22 protein-coding genes, 1 pseudogene and 1 other annotated feature are annotated in these 24,226 nt (G+C 53.5%); of the genes and pseudogenes, 17 read left to right on the top strand and 6 right to left on the bottom strand.

The window, feature by feature from the left end:
* Positions 1–10: 10 nt before the first annotated feature.
* Positions 11–1,234, top strand: coding sequence for a phosphopentomutase (deoB, locus tag JM656_RS18370; protein ID WP_203359001.1), 1,224 nt, complete (start codon positions 11–13; stop codon positions 1,232–1,234).
* A 97-nt stretch (positions 1,235–1,331) separates the two neighbouring features.
* Positions 1,332–2,051 (top strand): purine-nucleoside phosphorylase, encoded by a 720-nt coding sequence (gene deoD / locus JM656_RS18365; RefSeq protein WP_203359000.1) that lies wholly within the window; start codon positions 1,332–1,334, stop codon positions 2,049–2,051.
* Between the two features lie 100 nt (positions 2,052–2,151).
* On the opposite strand, the gene lplA is transcribed toward deoD, so the two are convergent.
* Together lplA and JM656_RS18355 are read right to left on the bottom strand one after the other, a co-directional pair.
* Positions 2,152–3,168, bottom strand: a complete 1,017-nt coding sequence (gene lplA, locus JM656_RS18360; RefSeq protein WP_203358999.1) for a lipoate--protein ligase LplA — start codon at positions 3,166–3,168, stop codon at positions 2,152–2,154.
* Between the two features lie 67 nt (positions 3,169–3,235).
* The gene (locus JM656_RS18355; protein WP_192610985.1) at positions 3,236–3,883 is read right to left on the bottom strand and encodes a YtjB family periplasmic protein; all 648 of its coding nucleotides are present in this window, start codon (positions 3,881–3,883) and stop codon (positions 3,236–3,238) included.
* A gap of 117 nt (positions 3,884–4,000) precedes the next feature.
* Between JM656_RS18355 and serB the strand changes: the two genes are divergently transcribed.
* The 3 genes from serB to nadR all read left to right on the top strand — a co-directional run bounded on the left by serB (position 4,001) and on the right by nadR (position 7,719).
* Positions 4,001–4,969 (top strand): phosphoserine phosphatase, encoded by a 969-nt coding sequence (gene serB, locus JM656_RS18350; protein WP_192610986.1) that lies wholly within the window; start codon positions 4,001–4,003, stop codon positions 4,967–4,969.
* Positions 4,970–4,980: 11 nt separating this feature from the next.
* Positions 4,981–6,363: a DNA repair protein RadA gene (gene radA / locus JM656_RS18345; RefSeq protein ID WP_203358998.1), complete on the top strand. Its 1,383-nt coding sequence runs from the start codon at positions 4,981–4,983 to the stop codon at positions 6,361–6,363.
* Positions 6,364–6,486: 123 nt separating this feature from the next.
* A complete protein-coding gene (gene nadR / locus JM656_RS18340) occupies positions 6,487–7,719 on the top strand; it encodes a multifunctional transcriptional regulator/nicotinamide-nucleotide adenylyltransferase/ribosylnicotinamide kinase NadR (protein ID WP_203358997.1) in 1,233 nt (410 codons plus the stop codon).
* 31 nt (positions 7,720–7,750) lie between these two features.
* Here the strand turns inward: nadR and ettA are convergent, their stop codons facing one another.
* Entirely contained in the window at positions 7,751–9,418 is a 1,668-nt protein-coding gene (ettA, locus tag JM656_RS18335) for an energy-dependent translational throttle protein EttA (RefSeq protein ID WP_203358996.1), read from the bottom strand.
* Positions 9,419–9,630: 212 nt separating this feature from the next.
* Between ettA and sltY the strand changes: the two genes are divergently transcribed.
* Both sltY and trpR read left to right on the top strand, forming a co-directional pair.
* Positions 9,631–11,568, top strand: a complete 1,938-nt coding sequence (sltY, locus tag JM656_RS18330; protein WP_203358995.1) for a murein transglycosylase — start codon at positions 9,631–9,633, stop codon at positions 11,566–11,568.
* An 89-nt stretch (positions 11,569–11,657) separates the two neighbouring features.
* Positions 11,658–11,984, top strand: a complete 327-nt coding sequence (trpR, locus tag JM656_RS18325) for a trp operon repressor (RefSeq protein WP_192610991.1) — start codon at positions 11,658–11,660, stop codon at positions 11,982–11,984.
* 80 nt (positions 11,985–12,064) lie between these two features.
* Here the strand turns inward: trpR and yjjX are convergent, their stop codons facing one another.
* A complete protein-coding gene (gene yjjX / locus JM656_RS18320; RefSeq protein WP_192610992.1) occupies positions 12,065–12,580 on the bottom strand; it encodes an inosine/xanthosine triphosphatase in 516 nt (171 codons plus the stop codon).
* Between the two features lie 51 nt (positions 12,581–12,631).
* Here yjjX and gpmB point away from each other — a divergent pair, with 51 nt between their 5' ends.
* Positions 12,632–13,279 carry a 2,3-diphosphoglycerate-dependent phosphoglycerate mutase GpmB gene (gpmB, locus tag JM656_RS18315; protein WP_203358994.1) on the top strand — a complete coding sequence of 216 codons (648 nt, stop codon included), beginning with the start codon at positions 12,632–12,634 and terminating at the stop codon, positions 13,277–13,279.
* Here gpmB and robA read toward each other — a convergent pair.
* Positions 13,276–14,145 (bottom strand): MDR efflux pump AcrAB transcriptional activator RobA, encoded by an 870-nt coding sequence (robA, locus tag JM656_RS18310; protein WP_192610994.1) that lies wholly within the window; start codon positions 14,143–14,145, stop codon positions 13,276–13,278. The genes gpmB and robA overlap by 4 nt on opposite strands.
* Positions 14,146–14,356: 211 nt before the next feature.
* On the opposite strand from robA, the gene creA reads away from it, so the two are divergent.
* Genes creA through creD form a run of 4 tightly spaced genes read left to right on the top strand, consistent with a single transcriptional unit; the run spans position 14,357 to position 18,372 of the window.
* On the top strand, positions 14,357–14,830 hold the full coding sequence (gene creA / locus JM656_RS18305) for a protein CreA (RefSeq protein ID WP_203358993.1): 474 nt from the start codon (positions 14,357–14,359) through the stop codon (positions 14,828–14,830).
* An 11-nt stretch (positions 14,831–14,841) separates the two neighbouring features.
* Positions 14,842–15,531: a two-component system response regulator CreB gene (gene creB / locus JM656_RS18300; protein WP_203358992.1), complete on the top strand. Its 690-nt coding sequence runs from the start codon at positions 14,842–14,844 to the stop codon at positions 15,529–15,531.
* Positions 15,531–16,955 (top strand): two-component system sensor histidine kinase CreC, encoded by a 1,425-nt coding sequence (creC, locus tag JM656_RS18295; RefSeq protein ID WP_203358991.1) that lies wholly within the window; start codon positions 15,531–15,533, stop codon positions 16,953–16,955. Before creB ends, creC begins: the two co-directional genes overlap by 1 nt.
* A gap of 58 nt (positions 16,956–17,013) precedes the next feature.
* Positions 17,014–18,372, top strand: a complete 1,359-nt coding sequence (gene creD, locus JM656_RS18290; RefSeq protein ID WP_203358990.1) for a cell envelope integrity protein CreD — start codon at positions 17,014–17,016, stop codon at positions 18,370–18,372.
* A gap of 61 nt (positions 18,373–18,433) precedes the next feature.
* Here the strand turns inward: creD and arcA are convergent, their stop codons facing one another.
* Positions 18,434–19,150, bottom strand: a complete 717-nt coding sequence (gene arcA, locus JM656_RS18285) for a two-component system response regulator ArcA (protein ID WP_001194359.1) — start codon at positions 19,148–19,150, stop codon at positions 18,434–18,436.
* Between the two features lie 95 nt (positions 19,151–19,245).
* On the opposite strand from arcA, the pseudogene yjjY reads away from it, so the two are divergent.
* From yjjY to thrB, 5 genes and pseudogenes are all read left to right on the top strand, one after another.
* Positions 19,246–19,385, top strand: a pseudogene (yjjY, locus tag JM656_RS18280) (protein YjjY).
* A 400-nt stretch (positions 19,386–19,785) separates the two neighbouring features.
* Positions 19,786–20,472, top strand: a complete 687-nt coding sequence (locus JM656_RS18275; protein WP_203358989.1) for a tRNA/rRNA methyltransferase — start codon at positions 19,786–19,788, stop codon at positions 20,470–20,472.
* A 212-nt stretch (positions 20,473–20,684) separates the two neighbouring features.
* On the top strand, positions 20,685–20,750 hold the full coding sequence (gene thrL, locus JM656_RS18270; RefSeq protein WP_192614291.1) for a thr operon leader peptide: 66 nt from the start codon (positions 20,685–20,687) through the stop codon (positions 20,748–20,750).
* Positions 20,686–20,806, top strand: a sequence feature (Thr leader region). It overlaps the preceding gene by 65 nt.
* Positions 20,807–20,831: 25 nt before the next feature.
* A complete protein-coding gene (thrA, locus tag JM656_RS18265; protein ID WP_203358988.1) occupies positions 20,832–23,294 on the top strand; it encodes a bifunctional aspartate kinase/homoserine dehydrogenase I in 2,463 nt (820 codons plus the stop codon).
* Between the two features lies 1 nt (position 23,295).
* Entirely contained in the window at positions 23,296–24,225 is a 930-nt protein-coding gene (gene thrB / locus JM656_RS18260; RefSeq protein ID WP_203358987.1) for a homoserine kinase, read from the top strand.
* Position 24,226 lies beyond the last annotated feature (1 nt).

Below are 24,226 nucleotides of genomic sequence, written 5' to 3'. Positions count from 1 at the left end.
GGAGAACAAGATGAAACGTGCATTTATTATGGTGCTGGACTCCTTTGGTATTGGTGCAACTGAAGATGCGGATCGCTTTGGCGACGTAGGTTCCGACACTCTGGGCCATATTGCAGAAGCCTGCGCCAAAGGCGAGGCTGACAATGGTCGTAAAGGCCCACTGAATTTGCCTAACCTGACCCGTCTGGGTCTGGCGAAAGCGCACGAAGGCTCTACGGGTAAAATCGCTGCCGGGATGGATGGCAACGCAGAAGTCATTGGTGCCTATGCGTGGGCGCATGAGCTTTCTTCCGGTAAAGATACCCCGTCGGGGCACTGGGAAATCGCTGGCGTGCCGGTTTTATTTGACTGGGGTTACTTCAGCGACCACGACAATAGCTTCCCGCAGGAACTGCTGGATAAGCTGGTGAAACGCGGCAATTTACCGGGCTACCTGGGCAACTGCCACTCTTCCGGCACAGTGATTCTGGACCAACTGGGCGAAGAGCATATGAAAACCGGCAAGCCGATTTTCTACACCTCTGCTGACTCCGTGTTCCAGATTGCCTGTCACGAAGAGACTTTTGGTCTGGATCGTCTGTACGAGCTGTGCGAAATCGCCCGTGAAGAGCTGACCGAAGGCGGTTACAACATTGGCCGTGTTATCGCGCGTCCGTTTATCGGCGACAAAGCGGGCAACTTCCAGCGTACCGGTAACCGTCACGATCTGGCCGTTGAACCGCCAGCACCGACCGTGTTGCAAAAACTGGTCGAGGAGAAAGACGGTCATGTGGTTTCCGTGGGTAAAATCGCGGATATCTATGCCAACTGCGGTATCACCAAAAAAGTGAAAGCCACGGGGCTGGACGCGTTGTTTGACGCGACCCTCAAAGAGATGAAAGAAGCGGGTGACAAGACGATCGTCTTTACCAACTTTGTTGATTTCGACTCTTCCTGGGGCCACCGTCGCGATATCGCAGGATATGCAGCGGGTCTGGAACTGTTCGACCGCCGTTTGCCTGAACTGATGGAGCTGGTAGGGGAAGATGACATTCTGATCCTGACCGCTGACCACGGTTGTGACCCAAGCTGGCAGGGCACCGACCATACCCGTGAGCACATTCCGGTACTGGTTTATGGTCCGAAAGTGAAACCTGGTTCGCTGGGTCACCGTGAAACGTTCGCGGATATCGGCCAAACGTTGGCTAGCTATTTCGGCACGTCTGCAATGGACTACGGCAAAAATATGCTGTAATTGAACGCCCGGTCGCATTTGCTTACCGGGCCTTATTTTTGTAGGCCTGATCTGGCGTGGCCGCCATCAGGCATAAACAATTTAGAAGGATATAACGATGGCTACCCCACACATTAATGCAGAAATGGGCGATTTCGCAGACGTAGTTTTGATGCCGGGCGACCCGCTGCGTGCGAAGCACATTGCTGAAACTTTCCTCGAAGATGTTCGTGAAGTAAATAACGTTCGCGGCATGCTGGGTTTCACCGGGACGTATAAAGGCCGTAAGATCTCCGTCATGGGTCACGGTATGGGTATCCCGTCCTGCTCTATCTACACCAAAGAGCTGATCACCGATTTCGGCGTGAAGAAAATCATTCGTGTCGGTTCCTGCGGCGCAGTACGTACTGATGTCAAACTGCGTGACGTGGTGATCGGTATGGGTGCCTGCACCGATTCCAAAGTTAACCGCATCCGTTTCAAAGATCATGATTTTGCCGCGATTGCCGATTTCGGCATGGTGCGCAACGCGGTTGACGCAGCAAAAGCCCTGGGCGTTGACGCTCGTGTCGGCAACCTGTTCTCCGCAGACCTGTTCTACTCTCCGGACGGCGAAATGTTCGACGTGATGGAAAAATACGGCATTCTGGGTGTGGAAATGGAAGCCGCGGGTATTTACGGCGTGGCAGCCGAGTTTGGTGCGAAAGCGCTGACTATCTGCACCGTATCCGACCATATCCGTACCCACGAGCAGACCACTGCCGCTGAGCGTCAGACGACCTTCAACGATATGATTAAGATTGCGCTGGAATCTGTACTGCTGGGCGATAAAGAGTAATTTTCGTTCAGGACAGTGTAGGCCCGGTAAGCGTAGCGCCACCGGGCAAAAAAGCCGGGTGGCGGCTTCGCCTTACCCGGCCTACAAAACCGCATTGACATTATCGAACAGCCTTCGCAATCCACGCCGACAATTCCCGCAACGATTTTTCCTGCTCCGGGAAATCCACTAACAGCGCATCACACGCCTGTTGCAGTACATCTGAACGATACAGACAGCCTTGCAAACGAGTAGCCAACGCTTCCAGTGGCGCCGGGTTCAGGCTATCGGTAAAGATCTGAGCACGGGTAATGTGGCCTTTCTCAACATCAAAGTGCAGCTCCACGCCGCCCCAGCGAAAGCGTTCATCCAGCAGATGCGAAAACGCCGGCGCCTGACCAAAGTTCCATTCCCAACTGCTTTGACGGGCAAAGGTTTCGGCAAAGTTTGGCAGATCTGGCGTTTTATCCGGCGAAATAATTTCCGCTTCCACACGCTCACCGTAGTGGGCGAAAAAGGCATCGGTTATCGCCTCGCACACCTGAGCGTGGGTAATGCCCGGCAACAGCTCGACCAGATTCGCGACCCGCGCACGCACAGAAGTAATCCCTTTGGCTTCAAGCTTCTTTTTATCCGGATTCAGATAGTTCGCCAGACGACTCAGGTCGGCGTTGAGCAACAATGTACCATGATGAAAACCTCGATCTTTGGTTTCACGATAGGCGGAGCCGGACACTTTGCGCTCCCCATCGGCGGTGTTTACGATCAGGTCGTTGCGCCCGGAAGCATCGGCGGCAACGCCGAGTGAATTCAGCGCATCCAGCACAATAGCTGTTGAAATGGTTTTGTCGTATTCCGGTTTCCCCGCCATAAAGGTAAAACAGGTATTGCCGAGATCGTGGAATACTGCGCCACCGCCGCTGCTACGGCGCGCCAGACGGACGTTGTCTTCCTCCATGCGCCGGGTATTGCACTCCTTCCACGGATTTTGCGCCCGGCCAATCACCACCGTATCCGCGTTACGCCACAGGAACAAAACGCGCTGAGTGGCAGGCATCTGACGGAAAATACACTCTTCGACCGCGAGGTTGAACCAGGGATCGTAAGAGTCTGAGATAAGTAAGCGTAGTGTCGACATGGCAGATTTCCTTTCTATAACTGACGTCTATATTAATGCTAACGTACTGGTGCTGCACTTTCGCGACTTACGGATCCTTTTTCTCGTTCTCATCCTCTTCGGGTACGGACTTACTGGCGGTAAGCAGGAAGGGGGATTGTTGCCAGCGCGTGCGTTTGCCCTGCAGAAGGGTTCGGGTTAATACCACGCCAATAGCCAGTGACAAGAGCAGCATCAGGCGTAGAATATTGGTGGTGTTATCGACCTGCTTCGCTTCGGTGGCTAAGGTGTGCGTGTCGAGCGTCAGACGCAGATAACCCAGTGGGCCATTCTTCCCCTGAATAGGTTCGACTATCTGCTGGCTAAAATAGCCGCCGGCTTTTTTGCCGTCCAGCGCCAGCCTGTCGCGCACATTAACGCTTTCGCCTGCACGGGTAATGAGATCACCTTGCTCATCGTACACTCCGGCATCCAGAATTCGGCTCTCTTCAGTGAGCTGGCGGAGTACAATGGCGATACGTTTTTCATCTGGCGTTTCGGTGCGCATTAACGGTGCGATGTTGAGCGTCACCTGATGTGCCAGCGTACGAGCCAGTTCTTCCAGTTGCGGATTTCGTTGTCGCTGATGGTTTTGACTGAACCAGGACGCACCCTGCATCAGAGCGACAAGTAGTGCGAGACAGAACAATACAATCACTGCACGATGAAGCCGGAATTTGAGTTTTGCGCGAGCCATATTCCACCTGCTGAAAATTTGAGGCTTAATGTTGCCAGAAGCGATGGTTACAGGGTAGCCTCATGCGTTATTTTCCCCTGGATGTTTCCCGACCCGTACGATTTTACAGGAGCTTTAATGCCTAACATTACCTGGTGCGACCTGCCTGAAGATGTCTCTCTGTGGCCAGGTTTGCCCCTCTCATTAAGTGGTGACGAGGTGATGCCACTCGATTACCACGCAGGCCGTAGTGGCTGGCTGCTGTATGGTCGTGGGCTGGACAAGCAGCGCCTGACGCAATACCAGAGCAAGCTGGGGGCGGCGATGGTGATTGTCGCCGCCTGGTGCGTCGAGGATTATCAGGTTATTCGTCTGGCGGGTTCATTAACACCGCGCGCCACAAAACTGGCGCACGATGCAAAACTGGATGTCGCTCCGCTGGGTAAGATCCCGCACTTGCGTAAGCCTGGCCTGCTGGTGATGGACATGGATTCCACCGCGATCCAGATTGAGTGCATTGACGAAATCGCGAAACTGGCCGGTACGGGTGAAATGGTGGCGGAAGTGACCGAACGGGCGATGCGTGGGGAACTGGACTTTACCGCCAGCCTGCGTAGCCGCGTGGCGACGCTGAAAGGCGCGGATGCCGATATTCTACGCCAGGTTCGTGAAAACCTGCCTTTGATGCCGGGTCTGACACAGTTGGTGCTGAAGCTGGAAACGCTGGGCTGGAAAGTGGCTATCGCCTCAGGCGGGTTCACTTTCTTCGCGGAATACCTGCGCGACAAGCTACGCCTGTCAGCGGTGGTGGCGAACGAACTGGAGATCATGGACGGAAAATTCACGGGGAATGTGATTGGCGATATCGTTGATGCGCAGTACAAAGCCAATACGCTGGCACGCCTTGCGCAGGAATATGAGATTCCGCCAGCGCAGACCGTGGCGATCGGCGATGGTGCCAACGATCTGCCGATGATCAAAGCGGCAGGGCTGGGTATTGCGTACCACGCCAAGCCGAAAGTGAATGAAAAGACGGAAGTGACTATCCGTCATGCCGATCTGATGGGGGTGTTCTGCATTCTCTCCGGCAGCATGAATCAGAAATAACGAGGTAAACCGTGGCAAAAGCTCCAAAACGCGCCTTTGTTTGTAATGAATGCGGGGCCGATTATCCGCGCTGGCAGGGGCAATGTAGCGCCTGCAACGCCTGGAACACTATCACTGAGGTGCGCCTTGCGGCATCACCGACGGTGGCGCGTAACGAGCGGCTCAGCGGCTATGCCGGTAATGCTGGCGTGGCAAAAGTGCAGAAGCTGGCGGATATCAGTCTTGAGGAACTGCCACGTTTTTCTACCGGTTTTAAAGAATTTGACCGTGTACTGGGCGGTGGCGTCGTGCCCGGTAGCGCTATTCTGATTGGGGGGAACCCCGGTGCGGGGAAATCTACGCTGCTGCTGCAAACGCTGTGCAAGCTGGCGGAACAGATGAAAACCCTGTACGTCACGGGGGAAGAGTCTTTGCAGCAGGTGGCGATGCGCGCCCATCGGCTCGGCTTGCCGACGGCGAATCTGAACATGCTGTCGGAAACCAGTATTGAACAGATCTGCCTGATTGCCGAAGAAGAACAACCAAAACTGATGGTCATCGACTCCATTCAGGTGATGCACATGGCGGATATTCAGTCTTCGCCGGGCAGCGTTGCGCAGGTTCGTGAAACGGCGGCTTATCTGACACGTTTTGCCAAAACACGCGGTGTCGCTATCGTGATGGTCGGTCACGTGACGAAGGACGGTTCACTGGCGGGGCCAAAGGTACTGGAACACTGTATCGACTGTTCCGTGTTGCTTGATGGTGATGCCGACTCCCGTTTTCGGACGTTGCGTAGCCATAAGAACCGTTTTGGCGCCGTCAACGAACTGGGCGTTTTTGCGATGACCGAGCAGGGACTGCGGGAAGTCAGTAACCCTTCCGCGATTTTCTTAAGCCGTGGTGATGAAGTGACCTCTGGCAGCTCGGTGATGGTGGTCTGGGAAGGCACGCGTCCTCTGCTGGTGGAGATTCAGGCGCTGGTCGATCACTCCATGATGGCAAACCCGCGTCGCGTAGCCGTTGGACTGGAACAAAATCGCCTGGCCATTCTGCTGGCGGTCCTGCATCGTCACGGCGGTTTGCAGATGGCCGACCAGGACGTGTTCGTTAACGTGGTGGGCGGTGTCAAAGTGACGGAAACCAGCGCAGACCTGGCGTTGTTGCTGGCGATGGTGTCCAGCCTGCGCGACAGACCATTGCCACAGGATCTGGTGGTGTTTGGCGAAGTCGGTCTGGCGGGGGAAATTCGTCCCGTGCCGAGCGGCCAGGAACGTATTTCCGAGGCGGCAAAACACGGTTTCCGCCGCGCCATCGTCCCGGCGGCCAACGTCCCGAAAAAAGTGCCGGAAGGGATGCAAATCTTCGGTGTCAAAAAACTCTCAGATGCGTTAAGCGTGTTTGACGACTTATAATTGCCTATATGTACTCACCTCCCGGGTCTGAAAAGCGTAGCGCCATCAGGCATGGGGTGGTGAAAGTGCCGGATGGCGACGATGCCTTATCCGGCCTACGATTTTTTTCAGCAGGAGGCACCTTTGTCAGCATTCGACTACTTAAAAACCGCCATTAAGCAAAAAGGCTGCACATTGCAGCAGGTGGCCGATTCCAGCGGAATGACCAAGGGGTATTTAAGTCAGTTGTTGAATGCCAAGATTAAAAGTCCCAGCGCGCAAAAGCTGGAGGCATTGCATCGTTTTCTGGGGCTGGAATTCCCCCGTATGCAGAAAAATATCGGTGTGGTGTTTGGTAAATTTTACCCCTTGCACACCGGGCATATCTATTTGATTCAGCGCGCCTGTAGCCAGGTGGATGAACTGCATATCATCATGGGCTATGACGACGCGCGTGACCGCGCCTTGTTCGAAGATAGCGCGATGTCCCAGCAGCCGACGGTTTCCGATCGTCTGCGTTGGTTATTACAGACCTTTAAGTATCAAAAGAACATCCGTATCCATGCTTTTGATGAGGCGGGTATGGAACCGTATCCGCATGGCTGGGATGTCTGGAGCAACGGCATTAAGACGTTCATGGAAGAAAAAGGTATTCAGCCTAACTGGATATACACTTCCGAAGAGAACGACGCCCCGCGGTTTCTTGAGCATCTGGGTATTGAAACCGTACTGGTGGATCCGAAACGCACCTTTATGAGCATCAGCGGGGCGCAAATTCGTGAAAACCCGTTCCGCTACTGGGAATACATTCCCACCGAAGTGAAACCGTTTTTTGTGCGCACCGTGGCGGTACTGGGGGGAGAGTCGAGTGGTAAATCGACGCTGGTGAATAAACTTGCCAACATCTTCAATACCACCAGTGCATGGGAATATGGGCGTGATTACGTCTTTTCTCACCTCGGCGGTGATGAGATGGCGTTGCAATATTCCGATTATGACAAAATTGCCCTTGGCCACGCACAATACATTGATTTTGCTGTCAAATACGCCAACAAGGTGGCGTTTGTCGACACTGACTTTGTCACGACCCAGGCGTTCTGCAAAAAATATGAGGGACGCGAACATCCTTTCGTACAGGCATTGATTGATGAATACCGTTTCGATTTGGTGATCCTGCTGGAAAACAACACGCCGTGGGTGGCTGACGGTTTGCGTAGCCTGGGGAGTTCGGTCGATCGCAAAGAGTTTCAGACGCTACTGGTATCGATGCTTGAGAAGAACAATATTGAGTTTGTGCACGTCGAAGAAGCGGACTATGACTCGCGGTTCCTGCGTTGTGTGGAACTGGTCAAAGAGCTGATGGGCGAGCGGGGATAAAAAAATGGCCCTCCGAAGAGGGCCATTCAGATTACTTCGCGATACGCTTGTACTTGATACGCTTCGGCTCCAGCGCGTCTGCGCCCAGCGTGCGTTTCTTATACTCTTCGTATTCGGTGAAGTTACCTTCGAAGAATTCGATCTTACCTTCATCCTGATAATCCAGAATGTGGGTAGCGATACGGTCGAGGAACCAACGGTCGTGCGAGATAACCATGGCGCAACCTGGGAATTCCAGTAAGGCGTTTTCCAGCGCACGCAGGGTTTCGATATCCAGGTCGTTGGTCGGTTCATCGAGAAGCAGCATGTTGCCGCCAACCTGCAGCAGCTTCGCCAGGTGCAGACGACCGCGCTCACCGCCGGAGAGTTCGCCGACGCGTTTGCCCTGATCAACACCTTTAAAGTTAAAGCGGCCAACGTAGGCGCGGCTTGGCATCTCGGTGTTGCCGATCTTCATGATATCCAGCCCGCCGGAAACTTCTTCCCATACGGTTTTGCTGTTATCCATCGCGTCACGGAACTGGTCAACAGAGGCCAGCTTCACGGTTTCGCCCAGCGTAATGGTGCCGCTGTCTGGCTGCTCCTGACCGGACATCATACGGAACAGCGTGGATTTACCCGCGCCGTTCGGACCGATGATGCCGACAATCGCCCCTTTCGGTACGGAGAAACTCAGATCGTCGATCAGTACGCGATCGCCGTAAGACTTACGCAGGTTACTGACTTCAACAACCTTATCGCCCAGACGCGGTCCGGGTGGAATAAACAGTTCGTTGGTTTCGTTACGTTTCTGGTATTCGGCGCTGTTCAGCTCTTCAAAGCGTGCCAGACGAGCTTTGCCTTTGGACTGGCGGCCTTTCGCGCCCTGACGCACCCACTCCAGCTCTTTCTCAATGGATTTACGGCGAGCCGCTTCCTGAGAGGCTTCCTGCGCCAGACGCTGGTCTTTCTGCTCCAGCCAGGAAGAGTAGTTGCCTTCCCACGGGATACCTTCGCCGCGGTCAAGTTCGAGGATCCAACCGGCAACGTTATCGAGGAAGTAACGGTCGTGGGTAATCGCCACGACAGTGCCTTCGAAGTCGTGCAGGAAGCGTTCCAGCCAGGCCACGGATTCGGCATCCAGGTGGTTGGTCGGTTCGTCGAGCAGCAGCATGTCTGGTTTTTCCAGCAGCAGACGGCAGAGCGCTACACGGCGACGTTCACCACCGGAAAGGGTAGCCACTTTCGCATCCCAGTCTGGCAGACGCAGTGCATCAGCAGCGCGTTCCAGCTGTACGTTCAGGTTGTGGCCATCATGCGCCTGGATAATTTCTTCAAATTTACCCTGTTGCGCAGCCAGCTTGTCAAAATCAGCGTCCGGTTCAGCGTACTTTGCGTACACCTCATCCAGGCCTTTCAGTGCGTTAACCACTTCGGCAACCGCTTCTTCGATAGACTCGCGAACGGTGTGTTCCGGGTTCAGCTTCGGTTCCTGCGGCAGATAGCCAATTTTAGTGCCAGGCTGTGGGCGCGCTTCGCCTTCGATATCGGTATCGATGCCAGCCATAATGCGCAACAGGGTCGACTTACCGGCACCGTTCAGGCCCAGTACGCCGATCTTAGCGCCAGGGAAGAAGCTCAGAGAAATGTTTTTCAGAATGTGACGTTTCGGCGGAACCACTTTGCCGACACGATGCATGGTATAAACGAATTGAGCCACGTTGGACTTCGCCTCTATGTTTATCGTGATGAATAAGAGTTTTCAAAGGCGAAGTGTAGCTGTTTTCACTGTCCAATCCCAGCTAGCAGATCTCACTCGCAGTAAAAGTAAAAAAGTGTCCTCAACGTGGCGCAAATGCTAATGACTGGTTAGCATAAATTTATTACGTGGCATGAAGCCGCATTGACGCACATTGATTAGAGGAAGAGCTTGTGGACAAAGCCAAACAATTTACCTGGCGTCTTCTGGCGACCAGCGTATGCCTGCTGACGGTGAGTAGCGTGGCAAGGGCTGATTCACTGGACGAACAGCGTAACCGCTATGCGCAAATTAAACAGGCCTGGGATAACCGACAGATGGATGTCGTTGATCAGATGATGCCAGGACTGAAGAATTACCCGCTATATCCCTACCTTGAATACCGTCAGATCACTGACGATTTGATGAATCAACCGACCGTGACGGTCACCAACTTTGTTCGCGCGAATCCGACGCTGCCTCCGGCCCGCACGTTGCAATCACGTTTTGTGAATGAGCTGGCGCGACGTGAAGACTGGCGAGGGCTTCTGGCATTCAGCCCGGAGAAACCTGGCACCACAGAAGCGCAATGCAATTATTACTACGCGAAATGGAATACCGGACAACCCGAAGAGGCATGGACCGGTGCAAAAGAACTCTGGTTGACGGGAAAAAGCCAGCCGAATGCCTGTGACAAATTATTTAGCGTATGGCGGGCTTCCGGCACGCAGGATCCGTTGGCCTATTTAGAGCGTATCCGGCTGGCGATGAAGGCGGGTAACACGGGGCTGGTGACGGTGCTGGCCGGACAGATGCCCGCGGAATACCAGACGATTGCCTCTGCCATTATCTCTCTGGCGAATGATCCCAACAGCGTGATGACATTTGCGCGCACCACCGATGCGACCGATTTTACCCGTCAAATGGCGGCGGTCGCCTTTGCCAGCGTGGCGCGTCAGGATGTTGAGAATGCCCGACTGATGATCCCTTCTCTGGTGCAGGCGCAACAGCTGAATGAGGATCAAACTCAGGAGTTGCGTGACATCGTCGCGTGGCGACTGATGGGCAATGATGTCACCGATGAGCAGGCGAAATGGCGTGATGACGCCATTATGCGATCGCAGTCGACGACGCTGGTCGAGCGTCGTGTCCGTATGGCGTTAGGAAATGGCGATCGTCGGGGGCTGAACACCTGGCTGGCGCGTCTGCCAATGGAAGCCAAGGAAAAAGACGAGTGGCGTTACTGGCAGGCCGACCTGTTGCTGGAGCGGGGCCGCGATGCGGAGGCGAAAGAGATCCTGCATGCGCTGATGCAGCAACGTGGTTTCTACCCCATGGTGGCAGCACAGCGTTTAGATGAAGAGTACGTCCTGAAAATCGATAAAGCGCCTGATAATGTTGATTCGGCGCTGACGCAGGGGCCAGAAATGGCGCGGGTCAGGGAACTGATGTACTGGAATATGGACAACACCGCGCGTAGCGAATGGGCGAATCTGGTGAGCAGCAAAACCAAATCCGAACAGGCACAGCTGGCACGTTATGCATTCAACAACCACTGGTGGGATCTCAGCGTGCAGGCGACGATCGCCGGTAAGTTGTGGGATCATCTGGAAGAGCGTTTCCCGCTGGCCTATAAAGATCTCTTCACACGCTATACCAGCAGCAAAGATGTTCCGCAGAGCTACGCGATGGCCATTGCGCGTCAGGAAAGCGCGTGGAATCCGAAGGTGAAATCCCCGGTGGGGGCCAGCGGTTTGATGCAAATCATGCCGGGCACGGCAACGCATACGGTGAAAATGTTCTCCATTCCGGGGTACAGCAGTCCGAACCAACTGTTAGACCCGGAAACCAATATCAATATTGGCACCAGCTACTTACAGTATGTGTACCAGCAGTTTGGCAATAACCGCATCTTCTCCTCGGCGGCTTATAACGCCGGGCCGGGTCGCGTACGCACCTGGCTTGGTAATAGCGCCGGGCGCATTGATGCCGTAGCGTTTGTGGAAAGCATTCCCTTTTCTGAAACGCGCGGCTATGTGAAGAATGTTCTCGCTTATGATGCTTACTATCGCTACTTCATGGGCGGTAAGCCGACGTTGATGAGTGACACAGAATGGCAGCGCCGTTACTGATCGCTTCGGTTGTGTTATGATATCGTACTCGTTAAAGAGTACAATCAGGGGGAGCGAGTTCGTTTCCCCCAGCAATATGGCGATATTTTATGACCCAGCAATCTCCCTATTCAGCTGCGATGGCAGAGCAACGTCACCAGGAATGGTTACGTTTTGTTGAGCTGTTAAAACGCGCCTATGAGCAAGATCTGCATCTTCCACTACTGAGTTTGATGATGACGCCGGACGAGCGTGAAGCGCTGGGAACGCGCGTGCGTATCGTTGAAGAGCTGTTGCGCGGCGAGATGAGCCAGCGTGAGCTGAAAAACGAACTGGGGGCGGGGATCGCGACGATCACGCGCGGTTCGAACAGCCTTAAGTCTGCGCCGGTTGAACTGCGTCAGTGGCTGGAGCAGGTACTGCTGAAAAACGGCTGACGGTTGATTGCCGGATGGCGGCCTGCGGCGAAATATGGCCATTTTGTAGGCCTTAACGCTGTGCGCCATCAGGCAAAATGCTATTGATACACCGCATTATGGAACGGACTTAACGCCAGAATCACCGCCTGGTGATAGACGCTGGCGCGCGTTAACGTCCCGGCGGTAAACACGCCAATCGCCCCCTCTTTACGCCCAATCTCATCAATGCCGGTATAGTGAGACATCACCGGGCCGAGCGCATCCCCTGCCTGTACTTTCTCCAGAATGACGGCGGGTAACGGCAGGGTGGCTGAACGTGATTCCCCACGCTGTTCGCGGTTTTCGATAACGACCCAACTGAATGTACTGCCCTCATCAATTCCCGCTTCAATGGCGACCCAAAAGTCAGCCTGCGGGCGCAGGGCGCGCGCGTTTTCTACGCGATTTCGTGCGCCAGCACGCGTTTCCGGACTTCCAAAGGGCTGTTCTGGTACCCCGCTCTCGACGGAGACGGATTCAATATGGCAGGATCCTTCACCGAAGATCTCGTTAAATGCCTGCAGAATTGCCTGAATTTTGGCGGGATTGGTGGTTGCTGAGACAACATGGTGCATAATCAGATTTACTCAGAAAAGAATGTCATCGCAGTATAACGGATAAAAAGCATGTTACAGGTATACCTTGTTCGCCACGGTGAGACGCAGTGGAACGCCGAGCGACGTATTCAAGGCCAGTCTGACAGCCCGCTGACCGCTAAAGGTGAGCAACAAGCCGTGCAGGTGGGCGTGCGCGCCAAAGAGCTTGGCATCACTCATATCGTGAGCAGTGATTTAGGTCGCACGCGTCGCACGGCAGAGATAATCGCCCAGGCGTGTGGTTGTGATATCACTTTCGATTCTCGTCTGCGTGAGCTGAATATGGGGGTGCTGGAAAAACGGCACATCGATTCACTCAATGAAGAAGAAGAGAACTGGCGCCGCCAGCTGGTTGATGGCACGGTCGATGGCCGTATTCCGGATGGCGAATCAATGCAGGAATTGAGTGAGCGCGTAAACGCGGCACTGATGTCTTGCCTGGAGCTCCCGCAAGGCAGCCGACCTCTGCTGGTCAGCCACGGTATTGCGCTGGGCTGTCTGGTGAGTACGATTCTGGGGCTGCCAGCCTGGGCGGAACGTCGGTTACGTCTGCGTAACTGTTCTATTTCCCGCGTCGATTATCAGGAAAGTTTGTGGCTGGCGTCTGGCTGGGTTGTTGAAACCGCAGGGGACATCTCACATCTGGACGCCCCTGCGTTGGATGAGTTGCAGCGTTAACGACGAATCGGAATCAGGAATTCACAGCGCAGATTAATAGGGCGATCGCCGGCTTTGGCATCATCTGCCGGGAAGTATCGCTCTATATCCTGCCCTTTACGGCGGGTCAAATTCAGCGTTGGCATGCATGTACCGTAGACCGTCAGGATAAAGTCCTGAACGCCGGTGCCCAACCCTTCATAAGTGAACATCACGTATTCACCACCTTGCAGCAGGACAGGGTGTCCGGCCTGCACATAACCGTCGGCTTGCTCTCGCGGTAAGGCGGTGGTGTAAAACACTTCCTGCTCGTCATCTTTCTCAAGGCTTGGGCGCGACTCGTTAAGCCCGTAAAGCACCGGAGGGATCGTCGGGGCATGGCTCAGGAAATCTCGCCAGAACTGAACGCGCATCTCGTGGCGGAAATCGGAAATTTGTTCCAGCGAACAGGAATAGCTCTGTGTAATGCCGAGCAGACTGGTGTCTTCCAGCGTGACAAACTGATGTTCAGGCAGGGTAAATTCGCCTAAACGCAGAGGAGGGCGGATCCCGAAAGAGCTCCACTCTGGAGAACGGCGATACAACGCTGGCGTTTGGGAGAACTGTTTCTTAAAAGCGCGTGTAAAAGTTTGTTGAGAATCGAAGCGGTATTGCAGAGCAATGTCCAGAATAGGACGCGCCGTCAGGCGCAACGCCACAGCGGATTTCGATAATCGACGGGCGCGAATATAAGCGCCGATAGCATGGCCCGTCACGTCCTTGAACATTCTCTGCAGATGCCACTTGGAATAACCCGCTTTTGCCGCCACATTGTCAAGCGACAGGGGCTGATCCAGATGACCTTCCAGCCAGATTAATAGGTCGCGAATAATGCCAGCCTGATCCATAAAATATCCTCATCCTTTCAACAACGAGTACCTGACATCAGGTATTCGGATAATAGCATTTTTTGCTGTTTTAGCATTCAGTGTTTTTTTTGCGCATAAATGCTTTTTTTGGTCAGTCGAAAGCGTGATTATTGTAATCCTGTGATCTGTAAACATTTTATCTTAGAATGTTTAATAATTGCACAGTGAAACATTTAAAAATGGTAACAATATGAAATATAAGAGCTTAGTAATATCCTCAATTCTGCTCATGCTGACACATGTTGCCCATGCAGAGCAGATTGGTTCGGTCGATACCGTCTTCAAAGTACTGGGGCCGGATCACAAAATTGTCGTGGAAGCGTTTGATGATCCCGATGTCAAAAACGTCACCTGCTACGTGAGCCGTGCAAAAACCGGGGGCATTAAAGGGGGACTGGGACTCGCTGAAGACACCTCTGATGCCGCGATTTCGTGTCAGCAGGTTGGACCGGTTGAACTGAGCGAAAGAATTAAGAACGGTAAGGCGGAAGGTGAAGTCGTCTTTAAGAAGCGGACTTCGCTGGTGTTTAAGTCATTACAGGTCGTCCGTTTCTATGATGCGAAACGCAACACGCTGGCCTATCTGGCATACTCTGACAAGGTTGTCGACGGGTCGCCTAAAAATGCCATTAGCGCGGTACCCATTATGCCGTGGCGGGAATAACAAGGAAGTCTATGCAACAGGAACGGGTCTGGCTGGTTGAAGATGAGCAAGGGATTGCCGATACGCTTATCTACATGCTGCAACAGGAAGGATTTACCGTCGAGGCGTTTGAACGCGGGTTCCCCGTACTGGAACAAGCACGTTCCAGACTGCCCGATGTCGTCATTCTGGATGTAGGATTACCCGATATCAGTGGTTTTGAGTTGTGTAGAAAATTGCTGGAACGCCACCCGGCATTACCGATCCTCTTTTTGACCGCACGTAGCGACGAAGTGGATCGGCTGCTCGGTCTGGAGATTGGCGCGGATGACTATGTCGCGAAACCGTTTTCTCCACGGGAAGTGTGCGCCAGAGTGCGCACACTGCTCCGGCGCGTGAAGAAGTTTTCAACCCCTTCACCTGTTCTGCGTATTGGGCAATTTGAGCTGAATGAACCTGCGGCGCAAATTGCCTGGTACGGCATGCCGCTCAACCTTACGCGCTATGAATTTCTGCTACTGAAAACGCTGCTGGTGTCGCCTGGGCGCGTTTACTCTCGTCAGCAACTGATGGACCTGGTTTGGGCCGATGCGCAGGATACCTTTGACAGAACGGTCGATACGCATATCAAAACGTTGCGGGCGAAGCTTCGGGCGATCAATCCGGAAGTCTCTCCCATTAATACGCATCGCGGTATGGGATACAGCCTGAGGAGCGCCTGATGCGCATTGGGATGCGATTGCTGCTCGGCTATTTTCTGATCGTGGCCGTCGCCGCCTGGTTTGTGCTGTCGATCTTTGTGCAGGAGATAAAGCCCGGTGTGCGCAGGGCAACGGAAGGGACGCTGATCGATACGGCGACGCTGCTGGCGGCGCTGGCGCGGGATGATGTGCTTTCTGGCGATCCTGCACATGGCCGACTGGCGAAGGCGTTTAGCCATCTACAGAACCGTCCTTTTCGCGCCAATATCAGCGGTATTAACAAAGTGCGCAATGAATACCATGTCTACATGACTGATACTCAGGGCAAGGTACTGTTTGATTCCGCAAACAAAGCGGTGGGCGAAGACTACTCCCGCTGGAATGATGTGTGGCTCACGCTTCGCGGGCAATATGGTGCGCGCAGCACGCCGCAAAATCCGGATGACCCGGAAAGCACCGTGATGTATGTCGCCGCGCCGATTACCGACGGTAGCAATATCATCGGCGTACTTAGCGTGGGTAAACCCAATGCGGCGATGGCTCCGGTCATTAAGCGTAGTGAGCGCCGAATATTGTGGGCGAGCGCCATATTGTTGGGCATCGCATTAGTGATTGGCGTTGGGATGGTTTGGTGGATCAACCGCTCCATTGCCAGACTGGCGCGCTATGCCGATTCGGTGACGGAAAATCAACCCGTCGCCTTACCCGAACTGGGCAGCAGCGAGCTGCGTAAACTGGCGCAGGCGCTGGAAAGCATGCGTCTGAAGCTGGAAGGTAAAAACTACATTGAGCAGTATGTGTATGCCTTAACCCATGAATTGAAAAGCCCGCTGGCGGCGATTCGCGGCGCAGCGGAGATCTTGCGCGAAGGACCGCCTCCCGATGTGGTCGCGCGGTTTACCGGGAATATACTGACGCAAAACGCCCGCATGCAGGCGTTGGTCGAGACACTGCTACGCCAGGCGCGACTGGAAAACAGGCAGGATATTGCGTTGACGCCGGTGGCCGTCGACCCGCTATTGGCTCAGGTGGGCGAGGCTCGCAGCATCCAGCTGGCGGCAAAAAATATTTCGCTGCATATCAGCCCTTCGCCGTTTGTGGTTTCAGCCGATCCGGAGCTGCTGGAGCAGGCGCTGGGGAATCTGCTTGATAACGCGATCGATTTTACCCCTGAGCAGGGGGAGATATTCCTGAAGGCGGACGCCGATGCGGAATATGTCACACTCCTGATTTGCGATACCGGCAGCGGAATTCCCGATTTTGCGCTGCCGCGTATTTTTGAACGTTTCTACTCGTTGCCGCGTGAGAATGGGCACAAGAGCAGCGGTCTGGGACTGGCGTTCGTGAGCGAAGTGGCCCGTTTACTCAAAGGAGAGGTCGCTTTGAAGAACCGCCCGGAAGGCGGCGTTCAGGCATCGCTGACACTTCACCGTCACTTCACATAACTTCAAATTCTCCCCACATAGCCTCTCTACTCTGCTGTTATTGCAAAGGAGAAAGGCTATGTTTAAATCCCCCCTGTTCTGGAAAATGGTCACGTTAAGTGGCGCGATATTACTGCTGTTGATTCCGTTGATGATGGTCAGACAGATAATCGTAGAGCGAGCGGATTACCGTAGCACCGTCGAGGATGCGATTCGCCAAAGCACCAGTGGGTCGCAAAAAGTGGTCGGCCCGCTGGTAGCGATTCCCGTGACAGAGCTGTATACCGTTCTGGAGAATGAGAAAGACGTTCAGCATAAGCGCAGCTACATTCATTTCTGGCTGCCGGAATCCCTGATGGTGGAGGGAAATCAGAACGTCGAGTCCCGCAACATCGGTATTTATGACGCTCAGGTCTGGCACAGCGATTTGTCAGTGAAGGCGGAGTTTGATGCTACTCGCCTGAGTGAATTAGAAAGACCGAATATCACCCTCGGGAAACCGTTTATCGTGGTGGGCGTAGGCGATGCCCGGGGGATAGGTGTGGTGAATGCGCCGCAGGTGAATGGGACCGCACTGACCGTTGAACCCGGCACCGGACTTGCCGGAGGGGTACAAGGTCTCCATATTCCACTGCCGGATGCGCAATGGGTAAAGACCAATCTGAGTCTGGCGTTTTCGCTGAATCTGAGCGGAACCGGGAGTTTCTCCGTGGTGCCGGTGGGGCGAAATAGCGAAATGACGCTGGTCAGCAACTGGCCCCATCCCAGATTCTTGGGCGATTTCTTACCGACCAGCCGTGAGCTGAGCGAGTCGGGTTTTCACGCAAAATGGCAGAGTAGCTGGTTTGCCAATAATCTTGGAGAGCAGTTTCCCGAGGCCGGAGAGACCGAAAAAATGGGCTGGTACAGCCTACCGTCGTTCAGAGTCGCCGTCACCACGCCCGCCGATCAGTATCAATTAACCGACAGGGCGACAAAGTATGCCATTTTGCTGATTGCGCTGACGTTCATGGCTTTTTTTGTCTTTGAGACCCTGACGGCGCAACGACTGCATCCCATCCAATACCTGCTGGTCGGGATGTCACTGGTCATGTTTTACCTGTTATTACTGGCACTGTCTGAACACATTGGTTTTACGGCGGCATGGGCCGCGGCGAGTCTGGTGGGCGCGTTGATGAACGGTGTTTATTTGCAGGCGGTGCTGAAAGGGTGGCGGAATAGCGTGGTGTTTACCCTGGCGTTATTGGCGCTGGATGGGGTGATGTGGGTACTGTTGAACTCCGCAGACAGCGCGTTGCTGCTGGGAACCGGCGTGCTCCTGTTGGCGTTGAGCGGGGTGATGTTCCTGACGCGTCATTTTGACTGGTATTCGCTTTCCCGCCCAAAGGCGAAAGAATCCAAACCCGCGAGCGATGATGAATTGCGTATCTGGAAGTAACACAGGTGAGAAATGAAAAACGGCGCCAGGAGCGCCGTTTTTAATACCGGAGGTGTCAGGATTAATCCTGCAGGTCGCCGCAGAAACGGTAGCCTTCGCCGTGGATGGTGGCGATAATTTCCGGCGTATCCGGCGTTGATTCGAAATGTTTACGAATACGACGAATGGTCACGTCAACAGTACGGTCATGCGGCTTCAGCTCGCGACCGGTCATTTTCTTCAGCAATTCTGCGCGAGACTGGATCTTACCCGGGTTCTCACAGAAGTGAAGCATGGCACGGAATTCGCTGCGTGGCAGTTTATACTGCTCGCCATCTGGACCAATCAAAGAACGGCTGTTGATATCGAGTTCCCAACCATTGAACTTATAGCTTTCAACGCTACGACGTTCTTCGCTGACAGTCCCCAGGTTCATGGTACGAGACAGCAGGTTGCGCGCACGGATAGTCAGTTCGCGCGGGTTAAACGGTTTGGTGATGTAGTCATCCGCACCGATTTCGAGGCCGAGGATTTTATCGACTTCGTTATCGCGGCCCGTCAAGAACATCAACGCAACGTTAGCCTGTTCACGCAGTTCACGCGCTAACAGAAGACCGTTTTTCCCTGGCAAATTGATATCCATAATCACCAGGTTGATGTCATATTCAGAGAGGATCTGATGCATTTCCGCGCCATCTGTCGCTTCGAATACATCATAGCCTTCCGCTTCGAAAATACTTTTTAACGTGTTGCGTGTTACCAACTCGTCTTCAACGATAAGAATGTGCGGGGTCTGCATGTTTGCTACCTAAATTGCCAACTAAATCGAAACAGGAAGTACAAAAGTCCCTGACCTGCCTGATGCATGTCGCAAATTAACATGATCGGCGTAACATGACTAAAGTACGTAATTGCGTTCTTGATGCACTTTCCATCAACGTCAACAACATCATTAGCTTGGTCTGGGTACTTTCCCTCTGGACCCGACAGTGTCAAAAACGGCTGTCATCCTAACCATTTTAACAGCAACATAACAGGCTAAGTGATACCGGACACCCAATAAAACTACGCTTCGTTGACATATATCAAGTTCAATTGTAGCACGTTAACAGTTTGATGAAATCATCGTATCTAAATGCTAGCTTTCATCACAAAATTGCAGCAATCCAACTAGTTGCGCGACCTAACTAATAAATGTAATGAATCCAATGGATGAGATTCAGTTTAAATTAAATTATCCTAAATAAACAGAAAGATATGCAACTTTTATTAACATAATAATCGTTTGTAAACACAGGAAACAGTTTAGCGTCTTTTACTGAATGTGAAATGCTGATTCAGTGATTTTCGTTAAAAATTTGTAAATTCGCGCCGCGTAATATGATGATATGCATCACATTATTCCCCGCGGGCCAGTCAAAAAGAGTCTCATAAATGCGTTTAACAATCATCCTGGTCGCCCCGGCCAGAGCGGAAAACATTGGCGCTGCGGCACGCGCTATGAAGACAATGGGTTTTACCGATTTGCGTATCGTCGACAGTCAGGCCCACCTTGAACCCGCCACGCGTTGGGTCGCGCATGGTTCAGGTGATATAATTGATAATATTAGTGTTTTCAATACTCTGGAGGAGGCTCTGCACGACGTTGAATTTACCGTCGCGACGACCGCCCGTAGCCGCGCGAAATTTCATTACTATGCAACGCCAGCAGAACTGTTGCCCTTGTTGCAGGAAAAGTCCGGCTGGATGCGTCACGCCGCATTGGTGTTTGGACGCGAAGATTCAGGGCTAACAAATGAAGAATTGGCGTTGGCGGATGTGCTGACGGGGGTTCCGATGGTCGCTGATTACCCTTCGCTCAATTTAGGCCAGGCGGTGATGGTCTACTGCTATCAATTAGCAGGTTTAATGCAACAATCCATAAAAGAGACTGAAACATCTGATGAGTTTCAGTTGCAGGCATTACGCGCACGGATTGTAAGGTTACTGGGTTCTCTGGATGTGGCTGACGACATCAAACTGGCAGATTGGTTACAGCAACGCATTGGCCTGTTAGGGCAGCGGGACACCGCAATGTTGCACCGTTTGCTGCATGATATTGAGAAAAATATAGAAAAATAAAATCTCAACTAAGTATGGTTGTGTGGTTTTTTGTTCTGGTTTCAAGTGGGGTTTTCACTCTGTATTGGTTGAAAGTAAAGACGCAAGCAGCAGCTCGTGAACAAGTTTCGGAGTGTGATCAAATTAAAAATTTATTGACTTAAGTCATCAGATACTTTAACCAATATAGGCAACAGCACAGACAGATAATAATTACAGAGAACACAACATCCATGAAACGCATCAGCACCACCATGATTACAACCATCACCATTACCACAGGTAACGGTGCGGGCTGACGCGTACAGGAAACACAGAAAAAAGCCCGCACCTAAACAGTGCGGGCTTTTTTTTCGACCAAAGGTAACGAGGTAACAACAATGCGAGTGTTGAAGTTCGGTGGTACATCAGTGGCAAATGCAGAACGCTTTCTGCGGGTTGCCGATATTCTGGAAAGCAATGCCAGGCAGGGGCAGGTCGCAACCGTGCTTTCTGCCCCTGCGAAAATTACTAACCATCTGGTGGCGATGATTGAAAAAACCATCGGTGGTCAGGATGCTTTACCCAATATCAGCGATGCCGAACGCATCTTTTCCGAACTTCTGACGGGACTCGCTGCCGCGCAGCCGGACTTTCCGTTGGCGCAATTAAAAGCCTTTGTCGAACAAGAATTTGCGCAGATCAAACATGTGCTGCACGGCATCAGCCTGCTGGGACAGTGCCCGGACAGCATCAATGCCGCGCTTATCTGCCGTGGTGAAAAAATGTCGATCGCCATTATGGCGGGCTTGCTGGAAGCACGCGGCCATGACGTAACGGTCATCGACCCGGTTGAGAAATTACTGGCGGTTGGGCATTACCTCGAGTCCACCGTCGATATCGCTGAATCCACGCGTCGTATTGCTGCCGGGCGTATCCCCGCAGACCATATGGTGCTGATGGCTGGTTTTACCGCCGGGAATGATAAAGGTGAGCTGGTCGTGCTGGGGCGTAACGGGTCTGACTATTCGGCTGCTGTCCTGGCTGCCTGTTTACGCGCGGATTGTTGTGAGATCTGGACTGACGTTGATGGCGTGTACACCTGCGACCCTCGCCAGGTTCCGGATGCCAGATTATTGAAATCGATGTCTTATCAGGAAGCCATGGAGCTTTCCTACTTCGGCGCCAAAGTTCTTCATCCTCGCACGATTACCCCTATTGCTCAGTTCCAGATCCCATGCCTGATTAAAAATACCGGAAACCCGCAAGCGCCCGGTACGCTGATTGGCGCCAGCTGCGATGATGATAATCTGCCGGTGAAAGGGATCTCGAATCTTAACAACATGGCGATGTTCAGTGTTTCCGGTCCCGGTATGAAAGGGATGGTGGGAATGGCGGCGCGTGTGTTTGCCGCCATGTCTCGCGCTGGTATTTCGGTGGTCCTGATCACGCAATCCTCTTCAGAGTACAGCATCAGTTTCTGTGTGCCGCAGGGCGACAGCGCACGTGCCCAGCGCGCGATGCAGGATGAGTTCTATCTGGAGCTGAAAGAAGGTTTGCTGGAGCCGCTGGCGGTGACTGACCACCTGGCCATCATCTCTGTGGTGGGCGATGGTATGCGAACGCTGCGTGGCATTTCAGCAAAATTCTTCGCGGCGCTGGCCCGCGCCAACATCAATATTGTTGCTATCGCACAAGGCTCGTCCGAGCGTTCTATTTCTGTGGTGGTCAACAATGACGATGCAACAACTGGTGTCCGCGTCACGCACCAGATGCTGTTCAATACCGATCAGGTCATTGAAGTGTTTGTCATCGGTGTCGGTGGCGTCGGCGGCGCGTTACTGGAGCAGCTCAAACGCCAACAGAGCTGGCTGAAGAATAAGCATATCGATCTGCGCGTTTGCGGCGTGGCGAACTCAAAGGCGCTGCTGACCAATGTGCATGGGTTGAATCTGGAAAACTGGCAGGCGGAACTGGCGGAAGCGAAAGAGCCCTTCAACTTGGGCCGTTTAATCCGTCTGGTGAAGGAATATCACCTGCTCAACCCTGTAATTGTGGATTGCACCTCCAGCCAGGCCGTTGCGGATCAATATGCAGACTTCCTGCGCGAAGGTTTCCATGTGGTGACGCCAAACAAGAAGGCGAACACCTCGTCGATGGATTACTACCATCAGTTGCGTTTCGCAGCGGAAAAATCGCGGCGCAAATTTTTATATGACACGAACGTTGGCGCGGGCCTGCCGGTGATTGAAAACCTGCAAAACCTGCTCAACGCGGGGGACGAGCTGCAAAAATTCTCCGGTATTCTCTCCGGATCGCTCTCATTTATCTTCGGTAAACTGGATGAAGGGATGAGCCTCTCGCAGGCCACCACGCAGGCCCGCGAGATGGGCTACACCGAACCCGATCCGCGAGACGATCTCTCCGGGATGGATGTTGCACGCAAACTGCTGATCCTCGCCCGTGAAACGGGTCGGGCACTGGAGCTTTCCGATATCGTGATCGAACCGGTGTTACCAGAAGGGTTTGATGATTCTGGCGATGTGGCAGCGTTTATGACGAATCTGCCGCAGCTTGATGACGCGTTTGCGGCACGCGTGGCGAAAGCCCGTGATGAGGGTAAAGTGTTGCGCTATGTGGGCAACATTGAAGAGGACGGCGTTTGCCGCGTGAAGATTGCCGAGGTCGATGGCAACGATCCGCTGTTCAAAGTGAAAAACGGCGAAAACGCGCTGGCGTTCTACAGCCACTATTATCAACCGTTGCCGCTGGTGTTGCGCGGTTATGGTGCAGGCAACGACGTGACGGCGGCGGGCGTCTTTGCCGATCTGCTGCGTACCCTCTCATGGAAGTTAGGAGTCTAAGATGGTGAAAGTTTATGCTCCGGCTTCCAGCGCCAATATGAGCGTCGGATTTGATGTCCTTGGGGCGGCGGTGACGCCCGTTGATGGTTCGCTGCTGGGTGATGTGGTCACCGTTGAGGCGTCGGACAGCTTTCGTCTGATTAATCGGGGTCACTTTGCTGACAAACTGCCGCCAGAGCCGCGTGAAAATATTGTCTACCAGTGTTGGGAGCGTTTTTGCCAGGAGCTTGGCAAGCAAATCCCGGTGGCGATGACGCTGGAAAAGAACATGCCGATAGGTTCCGGGTTAGGTTCCAGCGCCTGTTCCGTTGTTGCTGCGCTGGTGGCGATGAACGAACACTGCGGTAAACCGCTGAACGATACGCGACTGCTGGCCATTATGGGGGAGCTGGAAGGCCGTATCTCCGGCAGCATTCATTACGATAATGTCGCGCCGTGTTTTCTGGGCGGCATGCAGTTGATGATTGAAGAAAACGGCATCATCAGCCAACAGGTGCCAGGCTTTGATGAGTGGCTATGGGTACTTGCCTATCCGGGGATCAAAGTGTCCACGGCGGAAGCCCGCGCGATCTTACCCGCGCAGTACCGTCGTCAGGATTGCATTGCCCACGGGCGGCACTTGGCCGGATTTATTCATGCCTGTTATTCCCGTCAGCCGCAGCTTGCTGCAAAGCTGATGAAAGATGTGATTGCTGAGCCCTATCGCGCGCGTCTGCTGCCTGGTTTTAGCCAGGCACGTCAGGCGGTGGCGGAGATCGGCGCGCTGGCCAGCGGTATTTCCGGGTCCGGGCCGACGCTGTTCGCGCTATGCGATAAACCGGATACCGCTCAACGCGTAGCGGATTGGCTGACTAAACACTACCTGCAAAATCAGGAAGGCTTTGTTCATATTTGCCGTCTGGACACGGCGGGCGCACGAGTACTGGGATAAT

Origin of the sequence: Citrobacter sp. R56 (assembly GCF_016811995.1) — a bacterium.
Lineage (GTDB): Bacteria > Pseudomonadota > Gammaproteobacteria > Enterobacterales > Enterobacteriaceae > Citrobacter_D > Citrobacter_D enshiensis.
The sequence above is the reverse complement of the archived record's forward strand: the minus strand, read 5'-3'. Positions and strand labels throughout refer to the sequence as shown.